The sequence below is a fragment of the Streptomyces sp. 35G-GA-8 genome, assembly GCF_023534745.1.
Lineage (GTDB): Bacteria > Actinomycetota > Actinomycetes > Streptomycetales > Streptomycetaceae > Streptomyces.
The window spans coordinates 77,232-93,272 of sequence record NZ_JAMHJQ010000013.1; the positions used below are offsets into that span (position 1 = coordinate 77,232).

General features: G+C 71.3%; 17 protein-coding genes. 12 read left to right on the forward strand and 5 right to left on the reverse strand.

Going from position 1 to position 16,041, the window contains the following annotated elements:
* Positions 1–77: 77 nt before the first annotated feature.
* The 4 genes from M1203_RS27960 to M1203_RS27975 all read left to right on the forward strand — a co-directional run bounded on the left by M1203_RS27960 (position 78) and on the right by M1203_RS27975 (position 2,228).
* Entirely contained in the window at positions 78–470 is a 393-nt protein-coding gene (locus M1203_RS27960) for a hypothetical protein (RefSeq protein WP_249952581.1), read from the forward strand.
* Positions 467–1,255: a transcriptional regulator gene (locus M1203_RS27965; protein ID WP_249952582.1), complete on the forward strand. Its 789-nt coding sequence runs from the start codon at positions 467–469 to the stop codon at positions 1,253–1,255. Before M1203_RS27960 ends, M1203_RS27965 begins: the two co-directional genes overlap by 4 nt.
* 67 nt (positions 1,256–1,322) lie before the next feature.
* Positions 1,323–1,757, forward strand: coding sequence for a roadblock/LC7 domain-containing protein (locus M1203_RS27970; RefSeq protein WP_249952583.1), 435 nt, complete (start codon positions 1,323–1,325; stop codon positions 1,755–1,757).
* Positions 1,758–1,853: 96 nt separating this feature from the next.
* Positions 1,854–2,228, forward strand: a complete 375-nt coding sequence (locus tag M1203_RS27975; RefSeq protein ID WP_249952584.1) for a hypothetical protein — start codon at positions 1,854–1,856, stop codon at positions 2,226–2,228.
* A gap of 61 nt (positions 2,229–2,289) precedes the next feature.
* Here the strand turns inward: M1203_RS27975 and M1203_RS27980 are convergent, their stop codons facing one another.
* From M1203_RS27980 to M1203_RS27995, 4 genes are all read right to left on the reverse strand, one after another.
* Positions 2,290–2,856, reverse strand: coding sequence for a hypothetical protein (locus tag M1203_RS27980; RefSeq protein WP_249952585.1), 567 nt, complete (start codon positions 2,854–2,856; stop codon positions 2,290–2,292).
* Between the two features lie 1,025 nt (positions 2,857–3,881).
* Positions 3,882–4,718 carry a MurR/RpiR family transcriptional regulator gene (locus M1203_RS27985; RefSeq protein ID WP_249952586.1) on the reverse strand — a complete coding sequence of 279 codons (837 nt, stop codon included), beginning with the start codon at positions 4,716–4,718 and terminating at the stop codon, positions 3,882–3,884.
* On the reverse strand, positions 4,715–4,876 hold the full coding sequence (locus M1203_RS27990) for a hypothetical protein (RefSeq protein WP_249952587.1): 162 nt from the start codon (positions 4,874–4,876) through the stop codon (positions 4,715–4,717). Before M1203_RS27990 ends, M1203_RS27985 begins: the two co-directional genes overlap by 4 nt.
* Positions 4,858–6,477 (reverse strand): aromatic amino acid ammonia-lyase, encoded by a 1,620-nt coding sequence (locus tag M1203_RS27995; RefSeq protein WP_249952729.1) that lies wholly within the window; start codon positions 6,475–6,477, stop codon positions 4,858–4,860. The genes M1203_RS27990 and M1203_RS27995 overlap by 19 nt, the downstream gene beginning before the upstream one ends.
* Before the next feature lie 154 nt (positions 6,478–6,631).
* On the opposite strand from M1203_RS27995, the gene M1203_RS28000 reads away from it, so the two are divergent.
* The 5 genes from M1203_RS28000 to M1203_RS28020 all read left to right on the forward strand — a co-directional run bounded on the left by M1203_RS28000 (position 6,632) and on the right by M1203_RS28020 (position 10,592).
* Positions 6,632–7,780 (forward strand): ABC transporter ATP-binding protein, encoded by a 1,149-nt coding sequence (locus M1203_RS28000; protein ID WP_249952588.1) that lies wholly within the window; start codon positions 6,632–6,634, stop codon positions 7,778–7,780.
* Entirely contained in the window at positions 7,777–8,436 is a 660-nt protein-coding gene (locus M1203_RS28005) for an ABC transporter permease (RefSeq protein WP_249952589.1), read from the forward strand. Before M1203_RS28000 ends, M1203_RS28005 begins: the two co-directional genes overlap by 4 nt.
* Positions 8,437–8,442: 6 nt before the next feature.
* Positions 8,443–9,108, forward strand: a complete 666-nt coding sequence (locus M1203_RS28010; RefSeq protein WP_249952590.1) for an ABC transporter permease — start codon at positions 8,443–8,445, stop codon at positions 9,106–9,108.
* A gap of 43 nt (positions 9,109–9,151) precedes the next feature.
* Positions 9,152–10,087: an ABC transporter substrate-binding protein gene (locus tag M1203_RS28015; RefSeq protein WP_249952730.1), complete on the forward strand. Its 936-nt coding sequence runs from the start codon at positions 9,152–9,154 to the stop codon at positions 10,085–10,087.
* Positions 10,088–10,169: 82 nt separating this feature from the next.
* Positions 10,170–10,592: a hypothetical protein gene (locus M1203_RS28020; protein ID WP_249952591.1), complete on the forward strand. Its 423-nt coding sequence runs from the start codon at positions 10,170–10,172 to the stop codon at positions 10,590–10,592.
* Positions 10,593–10,954: 362 nt separating this feature from the next.
* Here the strand turns inward: M1203_RS28020 and M1203_RS28025 are convergent, their stop codons facing one another.
* The gene (locus M1203_RS28025) at positions 10,955–12,349 is read right to left on the reverse strand and encodes a cystathionine beta-synthase (protein ID WP_249952592.1); all 1,395 of its coding nucleotides are present in this window, start codon (positions 12,347–12,349) and stop codon (positions 10,955–10,957) included.
* A gap of 156 nt (positions 12,350–12,505) precedes the next feature.
* Between M1203_RS28025 and M1203_RS28030 the strand changes: the two genes are divergently transcribed.
* The 3 genes from M1203_RS28030 (at position 12,506) to M1203_RS28040 (ending at position 16,025) form a co-directional block, all read left to right on the forward strand.
* Positions 12,506–13,552, forward strand: a complete 1,047-nt coding sequence (locus tag M1203_RS28030; protein WP_249952731.1) for an SGNH/GDSL hydrolase family protein — start codon at positions 12,506–12,508, stop codon at positions 13,550–13,552.
* Between the two features lie 114 nt (positions 13,553–13,666).
* The gene (locus M1203_RS28035) at positions 13,667–14,887 is read left to right on the forward strand and encodes an acetyl-CoA C-acetyltransferase (protein ID WP_249952593.1); all 1,221 of its coding nucleotides are present in this window, start codon (positions 13,667–13,669) and stop codon (positions 14,885–14,887) included.
* A 280-nt stretch (positions 14,888–15,167) separates the two neighbouring features.
* Positions 15,168–16,025 (forward strand): hypothetical protein, encoded by an 858-nt coding sequence (locus M1203_RS28040; protein WP_249952732.1) that lies wholly within the window; start codon positions 15,168–15,170, stop codon positions 16,023–16,025.
* Positions 16,026–16,041: the final 16 nt, after the last annotated feature.

Consider the following 16,041-nt stretch of genomic DNA (forward strand, 5'->3'; position numbering starts at 1 on the left):
CGCACCGACGTTGCGTAATCTCACGGTCACTGCCGCACGACAGTGCGCCCGCACGCCCGGCTGGGAGGGGAGTCCGCGTGCCCGGAATCGACGCGTGCCTACAGGAGGCCATGAACCTGCCGGGAGCGCGCGGCGCCGCGATCGTGGACTGGACGAGTGGTCTCGCGCTCGGCACGGCGGGCGAATCACCCAACGGCGACCATGAGGCGACGGCCGCCGAGACGGCCGAACTGGCCAGAGCCGCCGCGGAGTACACGGCCTTCGCGCCCGCCGCCGCGGCCGGCCACAAGGGCCCGCCCGTCGAAGACCTCATCGTCACCACCCGCACCGGCTATCACCTGCTGACCTTCGTCGAGACGACGTTCGACAGCAGCGTCTTCCTCCATCTCTGGCTCGACCGCGACACCGGAAACCTCGCCCTGGCCCGGTTACGGCTGGGGCAGTTGGCGGAACGGCTGGTACTGGGATGACGGCGGCGCCCACGCACTCCACGCACTCCACGGTCTCCCCGATGCTCGTCCGGCTGGCCGGCGAACGCGCCACCGGAGCGCTCCTGCGCGACCACGGCACGCTCTATCTCGCCGACGGCCGTGTCGTACACGCCGAGAGCCCCGCCGCCCCCGGGGTCGACGTCCTGCTCACCGCCGGCGGCCGACTGCCGCGCGCGGGCTGGGAGGAGGCGGTCGACCGGGCCGGCGCCCGCCGCGAGGTGGGCCGTTTCCTGGTCGACAGCGGCCGCATCGGCGGCGGAGAGCTGGAGATCTGCCATCTGGGCGCGCTGTTCGACGCCGCCTACTTCGCGCTCGCCCCCGGCAGCGGGCCCACCCGCTTCCGTTACGGCGTGGCGCACTGGATCGGTCCCGTACGGCCCGTCACCGCCTCCGCCGTCGAGCGCGAGACCCGGCGCAGACGCGAACTCCTCGACCAGGTCTGGCCGTACGCGGCCGTGGACACCGCGCCCGTACGGACGCGCGAGGCGGCGCCGGGCCAGGCGGTCACCCGCCGTCAACGGGCGCTGCTGGAGCTGGCGGACGGGGTACGGACTCCCCTGGCCATCGCCTGGGCACTGGGCAGACCCGCGTTCCACACCCTGCTGGACATCCGCCGGCTGGCCGCGGCCGGACTGGTCGAGACACCCGCGGAACCGGCGGCGGCCACGCCCTCGGCGGTCCCCTCCTGGGTGGCGACGGTCTCGGCCGATCCGGACATCGACCTGTTACGCCGGCTCCGCGACGCCCTGGAGGCAAGCCTGTGACTCCCCGTTCCATCCACCGGGCCAGGACGCGCGCGTCCGATGTCGTGCCGGACCACGCCACGCCGTCATGAGGCGCGCGCTGCGGGCACGTGCCGAGAGGAGACAGCTGATGACGGCGGAAGCCGAGGTACTGGGCGAGCTGAGGCGCCTGCGGGCCCGCCTCCCGCAGCTCACCGGCGCGCTCGCGGCCAGTACCGACGGTCTGGTGCTCGCCCAGGACACGGCCGAGGTGGAGGCGGAGGGCGTGGCCGCGCTCACCGCCGCGGCGCTGGGCGTCGCGCTGCGCCTCACGGACACCACCGGCCAGGGCGGATTCCGGGAACTGCTGATCCGGGGCGAGCTGGGGTACGTCGCGACCTACGCGGCGGGCGCCTCGGCGGTGCTGACGCTGCTGGCGGAGCCCACGATCAATGTGGGCCGGCTCCATCTGGAGGCGCGGCGGTCCAGCACCCGGATCGGCGAACTGGTCGACGGCGCTCTGGAACGCCTGGAGAACGCCTGACCCATGCCAGCCCCCACCTCACGCGGAACACGCGTCACCCGGGCCCCGGGGACCTCCCGGACCACCCGTACCGGACGGAAAGGAAGTGCGACACTCATGGCCAACACCGAAGCCGCCCTCAAGCAGGCCACCACCGTGATCGAAGGCGCCCTCGGAGCCGCCCTCGTCGACTACTCCAGCGGAATGGCTCTCGGCACGGTCGGCGGCGGCAAGGACCTCGATCTGACGGTGGCCGCGGCCGGCAACACCGATGTGGTCCGGGCCAAGTTCCGCACCATGGAAATGCTCGGCATGAAGGACGAGATCGAGGACATACTGATCACCCTCGGCAACCAGTACCACCTGATACGGCTGCTCAAGGGGCGTGGCAACAGCGGTCTGTTCCTCTATCTGGCGCTGGACAAGTCACGGGCGAATCTGGCGATGGCGCGTCATCAGCTGATGAGAATCGAAGCCGAGCTGGAAGTCTGAGAGGCCCGCGCGCGGGACCGCGTCACGCGCGGCCCGCGCCGCCGACCGGCCGCGCCGCTGTTCAGCGGCGGCGCCGTGCCCCGCCGGGCACGGCGTCACCGGCCGCGGTCCCCGTGGTCCGGTAGCCCTTGACCTTCTTGCCCACGGGGTGCCCGGTGCCGACCCAGTCGGTACGCACCCACAGCAGCACATCGTCCCGGCGCTCCCGCCGCCCCAGCCAGCCGGCCTTGAGCCACAGCCCGACACCCACGCCCGCCAGGGCCGGGCCCCCGGCACCGGGCAGCGCGAACGAACTCCCGACCGCGACGAGGAAAGCGGCCAGCAGCCACCAGCGGTTCGCCCGGCGCCAGTTGCGCAGCGTCACGGCACGGTCCTGAAGGAAGTCAAACTTCCCCGCCCGCTCGGCACGGTCCGCCCACTCGGTGTACCGGCGCCGGCGCCCGAACGCGACAACCGCGACGCACACCACGAACAGCGCCGCTCCGGTATAGCCGCCGATCCTGCGCCCGGTCAGTCCGGGAAGCAGGACACCGATCCCGGTGGCGAGAACCCCCAGCCACCACATCGGTACCGCACCGGCCCGTACGATCACGGCCACCCGTGCCAGAGACTGCCCTCCGCGCCCCACGATCCGCCTCCTCAAGCCTGTGTTGTGGCGCGCAGACTAATGAGGTTCTCTGAGCATTTCCTGAGAATCGACGATCTCGGGGCGGCGGCCAGGGGTAGTCGGGGTGGGCCGGAGTCGGTCATGGCGGGTGGGGGCCGCCCCTCAGGTTTCAGTTTCGCGGCTCCGGGTCGGGCGTCAAGGGCGCTCCTTCGTCGCGTCGGCTTCGCCGATTCCGCTTCGCTCCACCCTTGACACCCAACCCTCCACCGCAAGTGCAGCTTTGAGGGGGGCGGCCCGGGGGGAGGGGTCCCGGGGGGCCTGTCTAGTGGACCGGCCCGGTTCCCGGCCTGCGGCCCGGTGGGCCCTGCGGGGCGCGCAGCAGTGGAGTGGGGCGGCCCGGCACCGGCAAAGCGACTGATCCCCGTGGGCGGCGGGGATTCATGCCCCGCTGGTGAGGCTGTGTGGGTGGTGGGGTGGGTGTGACTGATGAGGCGCTGAGTGGGCCGGTCAGAGGCGGTGATGTGTCGTGGGAACGACTTAACCGAACTCAGGACGCATCACCGGCCTGAGAGCCCTGGAACAGCCCGCCAAACTGGGACATAGGGGGTGGGTGGCGGGTCCGTCTGCCTCCGTCGACAGGTGCAGGCGACAACGAGCCCGCACAGCGGGGCATGAGTCTCAACCACCCACTCGCATCAGCTCGCTGAGCCGGGGCCGGGCAACCCCACTCCACTGCCGCGCGCCCCGCAGGGCCCACCCACCCGAAAGCCGGGAGCACACCTTTGGACAAGGGAGCTTCCCCGGGGACCCCTCCCCCCGGGCCGCCCCCCTCAAAGCAGCACTTGCGGTGGAGGGGCGGGAGTCAAGGGTGACCCGAAGCGGAATCGGCGCAGCCGACGCGACGAAGGAGCGCCCTTGACGCCCAACCCGCAACCGCGAAACTGAAACCTAAGGGGCGGCCCCCACCCGCCACCAAACCCCCCGGCCCACCCCGACTACCCCTCGGCCCTGACCCGCACCCACCCAACCACCCACTCACCCAACCCCTACTCCACAAACAACCCCCGCGCCGCCGCCCTCGCGTCGAATTCCTCCAGCCGCGCCTGCGCGTCCGGCAGCCCGTCGCACATCGCCTCCAGCAGCACCCGCCCCAGCAGCATCGGCGCGCATGCCGTGTCGAAGGCGAGACCCGTGCCGACCGCCGCCGGAATCAGCAGGTCGCTGTGTTTGGCCACCGGCGCGAACGCCGAGTCGGCGACCGTCACCACCGTCAGCCCGTTCGACCGGGCGTACGCCAGCGCGTCCACGACCTCCTTCGGGTGGCGCGGCAGCGCGAAGCAGAGCAGCGCGCTCGCGCCCGCGGTCCCGGCCGCGTCGATCCGGTCGGCCAGCATCGTGCCGCCCTCGTCGAGCAGCCGTACGTCCGGATGGACCTTGGCCGCGAAGTAGGCGAAGCCGCGCGCCTGTGAGGAGGCGGCACGCAGGCCGAGGACCGGGAGCGGACGGGAGGCGGCGAGCAGCCGGCCCGCCTGTTCGACCGGGGCCGGATCGGCGAGGAGTTCGGCCAGCTGGCGCAGGTTCTCGATCTCGCCGCGTACGGCCTGCTGGTACTCGTTGTACGTCGACTCGCCCTCTTCCGTGCCGACGGGCGCGACATCGCGCAGATGTCTGCGCAGCGCCGGATAGCCGTCGAAGCCGAGCGCGACCGCGAAGCGGGTGACGGACGGCTGGCTGACCCCCGCCAGCTCCGCCAGCTCGACGCTCGACAGGAAGGGCGCGTCCGCGGGCCGCCGCACCATGCTGTGCGCGATGCGTCGCTGAGTGGGGGTCAGCCGGTGGCCCTCGAAGAGCTGCTGGAGTCGGGCGGCAGGGCTGTCGCTCATGCGATCCCCCTTGTCTGTTCGGTCTGTTCGGTCGGGTCAGTCGGGTCAGTCGGGTCGGTCTGTTCGGTCATCGTCAGGTCGTTCATCGCCAAGCCCATGACCGGATCGGTCATGGCCGGATCGGTCATGACCAGGTCGGTCATGACCAGGTCGGCCACGATCCGCCCGTCGGGGTCCGGCCGGGCGGAGCCGTCGTCGTCGCGTCGTTCGCCGAATCCGTCACCCGGTCCGGCACCCGGTCCGGCACCAGGTCGGTGAACCGGTCGAGCAGCGCGGCGGCGGCTGTCACATCATCGGTCAACGGCCGGTCGGCGGCCTCGTCCTGGAGTACGGTCTCGGCCAGTTCGAAGGCCCTGCCGACCGGAAGCCCCGGATCCGGCCGCAGTCCGCGCTGGCGCAGGGCCCGTACGGCGGCGACCAGTTCACAGCCGACGACCAGCCGGTACGCGCTCCCCAGGCGCAGGGTCTGGCGTGCGGCGAGCGAGGCGAAGCTCGCCTGCTCCTCGACGCCACGGGACAGTACCGCGTGCCCGAGCGAGGCCGGCGCCGAGAACGCCCGCAGATCGCCGAGGGCCGCCCCGGCCGCGTACTCCAGGATCATCACCCCCGAGCTCGCGGGCTCGGCGTCGGCGAGGAAGGGCCGCAGCCGGGTGAAGGCGGGCTCGTTGAGCGCGGAGAGCCGGGAGGTGGAGAGCCGCGCCGTCTGCACCAGCGAGAGCCTCAGGTGGTCGAGCGCCAGCGCGACCTGGGCCAGATAGAAGCCGCCGTGGTGGTACGCGGCGGGGATCGGGTCCGCCTCCGTGCCGGGCCGGATCAGCGGGTTCTCGGCGGCGGCGTTGATCTCGACGGCGAGGGCGTTCTCCAGCGCGTCGGCGGCGTCGCGCGCCGGGCCGTGTATCTGCGGGACACAGCGGAAGCCGTACGGGTCCTGGATCCGGCCGAGCGGCGGTCCCGGCCGTTCGGGGGCGCCGAGGATCGCCCGCATGTTCGCGGCGACGGCGTACGAGCCGGGGTGCGGGCGCGCGGCGTGCACGGGCTCCGCGTACGCCTCGTACGAGCCGTCGACGGCCAGCAGCGAGAGCGCGGCGACCAGTTCGGTGGCGGCGCACAGCCGGCGCAGTTCGTGGAGGGCGAGCGCGGACTGCCCGAGGGTGAGTGCGTTGCTGCTGATCAGGGCGAGGGCGTCGTTGTTGTCGAGGGGCTGCGCCTCGGGCGCCCGGCCGCCCTGCCAGGGGTGTTCACCGGCGAGGGCAAGACCCATCTGGGCGAGGGCCGCGATGTCGCCCGTACCGACCGAGCCGAACTCGTTGACCACGGGGTACGCGCCGGACTCCAGCGCCTCGCAGAGGGCGGTGACGACGGTCGGCCGCAGTCCGGCGCCGCCCGCGAGGAGCTGGTTGGCCCGTATGGCGAGCATGGCGCGGACCTCGCGGGCGGGCAGCGGGTCGCCGATGGCGCCGGCGTGGCTGCGCAGCAGCCGCAGGCCGTGGTCGGCGGCGGCCTCGGTGGGCACGGCCTCGGTGCGGTTGGCGCCGACGCCGGTGGAGCGCCCGTACACCCGGCCGGAGGCGGCCAGCTCGCGCGCGACATGCCAGCTCTGTTCGACACGCTTCATCGCGTCGGTTCCGGGTACCGGACGAGCGGCGCCATCGGCCAGGCGTACGACATCGGTCACCGGGAGGCTCTGTCCGTCCAGTACGACGATGGCCGTGCTCGGGGTGGTGCGTGAGGCCGATGAGTCCATCATGTGGGACGACATCATGCGCGAACGCCTCCTTATCGGACGCTATGTCTTGCCCTGCGGCCATCCGTAACGAGTGATTTACCCGGGGGCATTGACAATCTATTCAGACAACGAGAACTCTGCATGACTATATGCAGCCGGGCAAGGGACGCGGGGCAAGGGACGACTGATGATCAAATTCGACGCGGTGAACAAACGCTTCCCCAACGGCACCACGGCGGTTCACGACCTCACACTGGAGATGCCGGAGGGCGGGATCACCGTCCTGGTCGGCTCCTCGGGCTGCGGCAAGACCACCACCCTCCGCATGATCAACCGGATGGTCGACCCGACGTCCGGGACCATCCGGCTCGGCGGCCGGGATGTGCTCGAACAGGACGCCGCCGAGCTGCGGCGTGGTATCGGCTATGTGATCCAGCAGTCGGGCCTCTTTCCACACCGTACGGTCCTCGACAACATCGCGACCGTGCCGCTGCTGCTGGGCTGGGGACGCAAGAAGGCCCGCGCACGGGCCGCGGAGCTGCTGGAGACGGTCGGGCTGACCGCCGAGGCGGGCAAGCGCTACCCGCACCAGCTCTCGGGCGGCCAGCAGCAGCGCGTGGGGGTGGCCAGGGCGCTGGCGGCCGATCCGCCGGTGCTGCTGATGGACGAGCCGTTCGGCGCGGTCGACCCGGTCGTGAGGACCCAGCTCCAGGACGAGCTGATCCGTCTCCAGCGCGAGCTGAACAAGACCATCGCGTTCGTCACCCACGACATCGACGAGGCGGTACGGCTCGGCGACCGGATCGCCGTCTTCCGGACCGGCGGCCATCTGGTGCAGTGCGCCGCCCCCGCCGAGCTGCTGGCCCGGCCGGCCGACGACTTCGTCGCGGACTTCCTCGGCGCGGAGCGCGAGCTGAAGCTGCTCTCGCTGACGACGCTCGCCGAGGTGCCGCTCCAGCGGGCCACGACGGTACGTGAGGACGCGCCGACGCCCCCGCCCGGTCCGGAACCGCGTCTGGTCGTCTCCGCGAGGAACGAGCCGCTGGGCTGGCTCGACCCGTACGACACGGACGCCGCCCCCGGCGCCCCGCTCACGCCCGTACGGCCGCTGCGCGACACCGACTCCCTGCTCGCCGCGCTGAACGAGTCGATCGCCTCCCCGTCCGGTCTGATAGCCCGGGTCGACGCCGACGGCGTGCTGACCGGTGTCACCTCGCGCGAGGCGATCCATGAGCACGCGGGCCGCAGGCACCAGGAAGCGGCGCGGGCGGCCGTGAGCCTCGCCGAAGCCGCGCCCCTCGCGCCGCTGTCGGAGACCCCGGGCGGGGCCGTATGACCATCGAGTGGGCGTGGATATCCGACCACGCGGGCGATCTCACCTCCCTCACCCTCTCCCATCTCCAGGCCGCCCTGACCGCCGTGCTCCTCGGGCTGCTGATCTCGCTCCCGCTGGCGGTGCTCGCCCATCGCGTCCGGCCGCTGCGCGGCTTCCTCCTCGGGCTCTCCAACGTCCTGTTCACGATCCCGTCCATCGCGGTGTTCGTGCTGCTGCTGCCCGTATCCGGGCTGACCAGGACCACCACCGTCATCGGCCTGACGATCTACACGCTGGTCGTCCTGCTGCGGAACACCGTCGAGGGACTGGACTCCGTCCCGGCCAAGGCGCGCGAGGCCGCCGTCGCCATGGGCACGCGCCCCCTGCGTACGCTCCTCACCGTCGAACTGCCCCTCGCGCTCCCCGTGATCATGGCGGGCGTACGGATCGCCACCGTCATGTCGATCTCACTGGTCAGCGTCGCGACCTATATCGGCGACGGCGGCCTCGGCCAGCTCTTCACCGACGGCTTCCAGCGCAACTTCCCCACCCCGGTGGTCGTCGGCGTCGTGCTGACCCTGCTGCTCGCGCTGGTCGCGGACGCCCTGCTGGTGGCCGTGCAGTACGTGCTCACCCCCTGGACGAGGCAGCGGCAACCGAAGAGTGGGAAGGCCTGACCCGACATGTACGAACTCTTCAAGGACCTCGGCTCCTGGCTGGTGTCGAGCGAGCAGTGGACGGGCCCGGACGGCATCGGGCACCGCCTCGCCGAGCACCTCCAGTACTCGCTGATCGCGACGGTCATCGCCGCGCTGATCGCGCTGCCCCTCGGGCTGCTCATCGGGCACACCGGCCGGGGCGCGTTCCTCGCCATCAACCTCGCCTCGTTCGGCCGCGCCCTGCCCACGGTCGGGCTCGTCGTGCTGGTCTTCCTGGCCAGCGGGCTGTCCATGACGCCGGTGTACGTGGCGCTGGTGGCCCTCGCCATTCCGTCCATCGTGACCAATACGTACGCCGGGATGACCGCGGTCGACCCGGAGGTGAAGGACGCGGCCAAGGGCCAGGGCATGCGCGGCCGTCAGGTGCTGCTCCAGGTCGAGATCCCGCTCGCGCTGCCGCTGATCATGACCGGGCTGCGGCTCGCGCTGATCCAGGTGGTGGCGACGGCGACCATCGCCGCGTACGTCAGTTTCGGCGGGCTCGGCCGGTACGTCTTCGACGGTCTGGCCCAGCGCGACCTGGTCCAGGTCCTGGGCGGAGCCGTGCTGGTCGCGGTCGTCGCCGTGGCCCTCGATCTGGCGCTGTCCGGGCTTCAGCGCGTCCTCTTCCGCCACCGCACCGCCGCCTAGGGAGACCACTCCAGTGACTTCGGACCGACCCACACACACCACCATGAACCGGCGCAGGCTCCTCGGCGGACTCTTCGCCGCGGCCGCCGTCCCCGCGCTCGCCGCGTGCAGCAGCGGGATCACCTCCCTCGACGGCCAGGGCGGCGGCGGGAGCGGCGGCGGCTCCAGCGCCGGCGGCATCACCATCGGCACCGCCAACTTCACCGAGAACCAGATCCTCGGCTACCTCTACGCCGCCGCGCTCGGCTCCGCCGGGGTGAAGACGACGGTCCGCCCCAACCTCGGCACCCGCGAGATCCTGATCCCGGCGCTCAAGGGCGGCGACATCGATCTGCTCCCCGAGTACCAGGGCGCGCTGCTGCACTACCTCGACCCCAAGGCGACCGCCACGGAGGAGGGCGAGATGCAGAACGCCCTCGCCGTCGTCCTCCCCGCGGGCCTCCAGATCCTCCCGTACGGGAAGGCCGAGGACTCCGACGCCTTCGCCGTCACCCGCGAGACCGCCGACAAGTACGGCCTCAGAACGCTGGCGGACCTGAAGAAGCAGAACGGCAAGCTGGTCATCGGCGCGGCGCCCGAGGTGAAGAAGCGGGTCGTGGGCGTCGTCGGGCTCAAGGACGTGTACGGGGTGGAGTTCAAGGAGTTCAAGTCGCTGGACTCCTCGGGACCGCTGGTCAAGGGCGCGTTGAAAAAGGGCGATGTGGATGTCGCCAATCTCTTCACCACGGACACGGACATCGCCGCCGAGGGCTGGGTGGTCCTGACCGACCCCAAGAACCTCGTCCCCGGCCAGCACATCGTCCCGCTGATCGCCGACCGCAAGGCCGACTCCGCCGTGCGCAAGGCGCTGGCGCGGCTGGGCAACGCCCTGACGACCGAGGCCCTGACGGAGCTCAACCGCCAGGTGGACAAGGACAAGAAGGACCCGGAGGACGTCGCGAACGCCTGGGCGGCGGATCACGGTCTGGCGACCGCCTGAGAACGGGCCCCGGGACTCCTCGGGGAAAAACGGGGGCTAGCCCCAATGCGCCGACGACGTCCCGCTCCGTACCGTGGCCGTCATGGAAGCCCGCGACCCTGAGCTCAAGAAGGAGCTCGACGCCACCCTCCAGGCCCGTAACGAGCTGGGGGCGGACTACGAGCCCGCACTGATCGAGTCGTTCCTCGAAAAGGTGGAACAGCGTATGGACGGGATGACCGACCGCCATGTCCGGCGGCGACTCGCCGAGCAGCAGATGGTGGCCGCCCGCGGCGGTGGCCAGCGGCCGGCTGCCGCCGGGTCGGGGTTCGGCGAACGCTTCGGGTTCGGCGTGATCTCGCTGGTCCTCGCCATTCCGCTGACCGCCATAGCCGCGGTGAACACCGGCATCGAGGGGCTGGTCGTCTGCTGGCTGGGCATCGTCGCGGTGAACGCGGTGCACGCCGTCCGGGGCCGGCCCTGGCCGGACCGGAAGCGGCGCGAAGCCTCCGACTGGGAGGAATGACCGGGGGCGAAGCCTCCGGCCGGTGGACATCACCGGGGGCGGTCCCGCCGGGGAAGGTCCACGCGAAAGAGGTATGTCGCGGGGACCGCCGCACCCCCGTTACCGGGGGGCGGGACGACGACGGTCCCCGCGAGGGACACGCTCCGGGTCAGGGCCGGGTTTCGTGTCCGGGCGTCCATGGAGGTCCGGGAGCCGCTCCGGAAGTCCTTGACGCCGACAACAGCCACTCTGTCGGACGCGTGTTAAGCCGGTGCTGCGGTGACGTGTCGCGCTCGTACCACTTTCGCGAACCCGCGCCTTCGCCCGCCCACGGCGCCCCGCCGGACGGTACCCGGCGAGGCTCGCGTCCCTGCCTCCCGCCCTTACTTCACGTCCTTCGAGAGGTACGCCAGCAGATCCTGCCTGCTCACGACGCCTGTCGGCTTGCCCTCCACCAGCACGATCGCGGCGTCGGACCCATTCGAACCGCTCAGCGCCGCCATCAGATCGGCCACCGGCTCGCCGGAGCCCACCTGCGGCAGCGGGGAGGACATGTGCTTCTCCAGCGGGTCACCGAGCGAGGCGCGCCGGGTGAACAGCGCGTCCAGCAGCTCCCGCTCCACGACCGAGCCGATGACCTCCGCGGCCATCACGTCCGGGTGGCCGGCGCCCGGCTTCACGATCGGCATCTGCGAGACGCCGTACTCCCGCAGCACCTCGATGGCCTCGCCGACCGTCTCCTCCGGGTGCATATGGACGAGCGTCGGGATGGCGCCCTCCTTGTGCCGCAGGACGTCACCGACGCTCGCCGCGTCGCCGCCCTGCTCCAGGAAGCCGTAGTCGTTCATCCACTCGTCGTTGAAGATCTTGCTGAGATAGCCCCGGCCGCTGTCCGGCAGCAGGACAACCACGACATCGTCCGGGCCGAGCCCCTCGGCGACCTTGAGCGCGGCCACGACCGCCATGCCGCAGGAGCCGCCGACGAGCAGGCCCTCTTCCTTGGCGAGGCGCCGGGTCATCTGGAAGGAGTCCTTGTCGGACACGGCGACGATCTCGTCCGTGACCGTACGGTCGTACGCCGTCGGCCAGAAGTCCTCGCCGACGCCCTCGACCAGATAGGGCCGGCCGGAACCGCCCGAGTAGACCGACCCCTCGGGGTCCGCGCCCACGATCCGTACGCGCCCGTCGCTCGCCTCCTTGAGGAAGCGTCCGGTCCCGCTGATGGTGCCGCCCGTGCCGACGCCCGCGACGAAATGGGTGATCTTCCCGTCCGTCTGCTTCCACAGCTCGGGACCGGTCGTCTCGTAGTGCGAGCGCGGGTTGTTCGGGTTGCTGTACTGGTCCGGCTTCCAGGCCCCGGGCGTCTCGCGGACCAGCCGGTCGGAGACGTTGTAGTAGGAGTCGGGGTGATCGGGATCGACGGCCGTCGGGCAGACGACGACCTCGGCGCCGTAGGCCCGGAGCACATTGATCTTGTCCGTGGAGACCTTGTCGGGGCAGACGAAGATGCACTTGTAGCCCTTGCGCTGGGCCACGATGGCGAGGCCGACGCCGGTGTTGCCGCTCGTCGGTTCGACGATCGTGCCGCCGGGCTTGAGCTCCCCGCTCTCCTCCGAGGCCTCGATCATGCGCAGGGCGATGCGGTCCTTCACCGAACCGCCGGGGTTGAAGTATTCGACCTTGGCCAGGACTGTCGCCTGAATGCCTTCGGTCACGCTGGTCAGCTTAAGCAGCGGGGTATTGCCAACCAGACTGATCATCGAGTCGTGGAATTGCACCGTAGTCTCCGGGGTCTCCGTGATGGTGCGGCCAGCGTATGCGCACACGCGCGAGATTGGGTGACAGTCCTTACGGGGCAGTTAGCTGGTGTGCGCACACGTACTCGTGCGTACGGCGGCTCGGAGGAGGTGGCTCGGACTGTGTCGAGGGCGAGGGTGGCGCGGCGGATCGCCGCGGGTGCGGCCTACGGAGGCGGCAGCATCGGTCTGCTGGGAGCGGCGGGCGTGGGGCTGCTGCTGGCGGAGGTCCAGTTGGCGAAGCGGTCGGTCGGCGGCGGAGTCGCCCCCGTACCGCCCAGCGGCGACGGCTGGTACGGACTGGCCTACGGGCAGACGGAGCCGCTGCGCATGGGCATGCTCGGCGACTCCACGGCCGCGGGACAGGGCGTACGGCGGGCGGGGCAGACTCCGGGGGCGCTGCTCGCCTCGGGGCTCGCGGCGGTCGCCGAGCGCCCCGTGGATCTGTGGAACGTGGCGCTGCCCGGGGCCAGGTCGGACGATCTGGACCGGCAGGTGACCCTGCTGCTGTCGGACACGGCCCGGGTCCCGGACGTCTGCGTGATCATGATCGGCGCCAATGACGTCACCCATCGGCTGCCCGCGACCCAGTCGGTGCGGTGTCTGGCGGCGGCGGTACGGCGGCTGCGTACGGCCGGGGCGGAGGTGGTCGTCGGCACCTGCCCGGATCTCGGCACGATCGAGCCGGTGTACCAGCCGCTGCGCTGGCTGGCCCGCCGGGTGAGCCGCCAGCTGGCCGCCGCCCAGACGATCGTGGCGGTCGAGCAGGGCGCCCGTACGGTCTCGCTGGGGGATCTGCTGGGCCCGGAGTTCGCGGCGAATCCGCGGGAGCTGTTCGGCCCGGACAACTACCACCCGTCGGCCGAGGGGTACGCGACGGCCGCGATGGCGGTCCTGCCCACGCTGTGCGCGGTCCTCAATCTGTGGCCGGAGACGGACCGGCTCGACGCGACCCGCGACGAGGACATGCTGCCGGTGGCGAAGGCTGCCTCGGCCGCGGCGTCCCAGGCGGGTACCGAGGTCACCGGCGCCCGTGCCCCGTGGGCCCTGCTCAAGCACCGTCGGCGTCGTCGCCTGCCGACAACGGCGGAAGCGACACCGGCGGGGGCCGTCCCGCCGGGAGCCACCCCTCCGGACGTACCCCCGGACGCCGAGGAGTCCCAGCAGGTGGGCCGGGAGGCATAAGCGCCTGAGCAAGCGCTTGGAAAAGAGGTCCGCGTCACATGTCCCGCCCGGTGCCCCAGGCTCTACGTGCGGGTAACTTCCCAGACAGACAACTCCCAGCCCCATGGAGCCGTGATGCCCGAAGCCGTGATCGTCTCTGCCGCCCGTTCCCCCATCGGCCGGGCCTTCAAGGGCTCGCTCAAGGAACTGCGGCCCGACGACCTGACCGCCACGATCATCGAGGCCGCGCTGGCCAAGATCCCGGAGCTCGACCCGCGCGACATCGACGACCTGATGCTCGGCTGCGGCCTGCCGGGCGGCGAGCAGGGCCACAACCTCGGCCGGATCGTCGCCGTACAGCTGGGCATGGACCACCTCCCCGGCTGCACCATCACCCGCTACTGCTCCTCGTCCCTCCAGACCTCCCGGATGGCTCTGCACGCCATCAAGGCGGGCGAGGGCGATGTCTTCATCTCGGCCGGGGTCGAGATGGTCTCGCGCTCGGTGAACGGCTCCTCGGACGGCATGCCGGGCACCCACAACCCGCTCTTCGCGGACGCCGAGGCCCGCACCGCCGAGGTCGCGCAAAGCACGGGCGCCGGCTGGCACGACCCGCGCGAGGACGGCCTGGTCCCGGACGCCTATATCGCGATGGGCCAGACCGCGGAGAACCTGGCCCGCCTCAAGGGCATCACCCGCCAGGACATGGACGAGTTCGGCGTACGGTCCCAGAACCTCGCCGAGGAAGCCATCAAGAACGGCTTCTGGGAGCGCGAGATCACGCCCGTGACGACCCCGGACGGCACGGTCGTGGCGAAGGACGACGGCCCGCGCGCGGGCGTCACGATGGAGGGCGTCCAGGGCCTCAAGCCCGTCTTCCGCCCCGACGGCCTGGTGACGGCCGGCAACTGCTGCCCGCTCAACGACGGCGCGGCGGCGCTCGTGATCATGTCCGACACCAAGGCGCGCGAGCTGGGTCTGACCCCGCTGGCCCGGATCGTCTCCACCGGCGTCACCGCCCTGTCGCCCGAGATCATGGGATACGGCCCGGTCGAGGCGTCCCGCCAGGCGCTCTCGCGCGCCGGGCTGAGCATCGACGACATCGATCTGGTCGAGATCAACGAGGCGTTCGCCGCCCAGGTCATCCCGTCCTACCGGGACCTGGGCGTTCCGCTGGAGAAGCTGAACGTCAACGGCGGCGCCATCGCCGTCGGCCACCCCTTCGGCATGACCGGCGCGCGGATCACCGGCACGCTGATCAACAGCCTCCAGTTCCACGACAAGCAGTTCGGTCTGGAGACGATGTGCGTGGGCGGCGGCCAGGGCATGGCCATGGTCATCGAGCGTCTGAGCTGAGCGAGGACCGGGCCGATTCATAGCGGAGAGTAGTCGCGCGAGTCGGATAAGCGCACCTCAACCCCGTCGATCCCCAGTTGTGACTGAATCTCCCCCAGGATGTGACCTGCGCCCGGGGGAGGTTCGTTTTCCCAGGTCAGGGCCTTATCCGCGGTAAACATAAGGCCCAAAGACCTGTCCAATTCGTGACGTAATGCACTGACGGGCGGCACCCGCCCACGACAAGCTGAGGTAGGAAGTCGGGGGTATCGATCGGAATCGGGAGTAGTCAGTGAGCGCCATGTCTTTTGCCCTGCTGCTGACCACAGCCACCGCCACGGCCGTGGGCGTCGCCGCCCTGCACGCCGCCCACGGGCTGCGCAAGCAGGTCAGCGCGCTGCGCGCCGAACTGTCCGCGTCGGCCCCGGGCGACTTCACCGCTGCCGTACCCCAGGCCAGAAGCGCCACCCACGCCGACGACATACGGACCGCCGTCGCCGAGGCTCTCGCCGAGGAGCGCGAGCGCGAGCTCGCCGAGGCGCGCGCCTTCTGGGCCGCCCAGGAAGCCCGGGACGCCGCCGACACCCCCTCGCTGCTGGGCGGGCTGCCCGGCTTCGGCACCGAGGAGAGCCCGTACTACGTGCCCCGCCAGGTGGACTTCGCCGGGCTGGAGGCGCTGGACCTCGACGCCGCCGACGCGCTCGAAGACTTCGCCGACTACCCGGAGCTGACCGAGGTCAGCGAGGTGAGCGGGGTGGGCGAGGCCGGTGAGTACGCCGAGGACTCCGCCGAGCTGGCCGCCGCCCGTCGCCGGCACCCCTCGCACCCGGACTTCGTACCGGTGCAGGCCCCCGTCGTCACCGACCATGAGCGCACGGTGTCGCGGCTCGGCGAACTCGCCGAGACCGGTACGGCGCTCGCGGACGTACGTCCCGGCCCGCTGGGCACCCTCGACGTCTATGTCTTCGCCGACGGTACGACGCTCTGCATGACCCCGGGCCACCGCGAGACCGCCGAGCGGCTCGCCGGGGCGCTGCGGGAGGGCGAGGCCCCGTTCCTGCTGGGGGGTTCCGGAGTCTCCGGCGCGTACACCCTGACCTTCTCCTGCGGCGGCGAGCACGTGTACATCCTCGCGGACCGCGTCATCGCGTCCCTCTAAGAGCGTCGGCCAAGGG

What these genes read in the sequence shown, in the direction of transcription:
- M1203_RS27965 (WP_249952582.1), top strand. Translation starts at nt 467, where the DNA reads ATGACGGCGGCGCCCACGCACTCCACGCACTCCACGGTCTCCCCGATG.
- M1203_RS27970 (WP_249952583.1), top strand. Translation starts at nt 1,323, where the DNA reads ATGAGGCGCGCGCTGCGGGCACGTGCCGAGAGGAGACAGCTGATGACG.
- M1203_RS27975 (WP_249952584.1), top strand. Translation starts at nt 1,854, where the DNA reads ATGGCCAACACCGAAGCCGCCCTCAAGCAGGCCACCACCGTGATCGAA.
- M1203_RS27985 (WP_249952586.1), bottom strand. Translation starts at nt 4,718, where the DNA reads ATGAGCGACAGCCCTGCCGCCCGACTCCAGCAGCTCTTCGAGGGCCAC.
- M1203_RS27995 (WP_249952729.1), bottom strand. Translation starts at nt 6,477, where the DNA reads ATGTCGTCCCACATGATGGACTCATCGGCCTCACGCACCACCCCGAGC.
- M1203_RS28000 (WP_249952588.1), top strand. Translation starts at nt 6,632, where the DNA reads ATGATCAAATTCGACGCGGTGAACAAACGCTTCCCCAACGGCACCACG.
- M1203_RS28005 (WP_249952589.1), top strand. Translation starts at nt 7,777, where the DNA reads ATGACCATCGAGTGGGCGTGGATATCCGACCACGCGGGCGATCTCACC.
- M1203_RS28010 (WP_249952590.1), top strand. Translation starts at nt 8,443, where the DNA reads ATGTACGAACTCTTCAAGGACCTCGGCTCCTGGCTGGTGTCGAGCGAG.
- M1203_RS28015 (WP_249952730.1), top strand. Translation starts at nt 9,152, where the DNA reads ATGAACCGGCGCAGGCTCCTCGGCGGACTCTTCGCCGCGGCCGCCGTC.
- M1203_RS28020 (WP_249952591.1), top strand. Translation starts at nt 10,170, where the DNA reads ATGGAAGCCCGCGACCCTGAGCTCAAGAAGGAGCTCGACGCCACCCTC.
- M1203_RS28035 (WP_249952593.1), top strand. Translation starts at nt 13,667, where the DNA reads ATGCCCGAAGCCGTGATCGTCTCTGCCGCCCGTTCCCCCATCGGCCGG.
- M1203_RS28040 (WP_249952732.1), top strand. Translation starts at nt 15,168, where the DNA reads ATGTCTTTTGCCCTGCTGCTGACCACAGCCACCGCCACGGCCGTGGGC.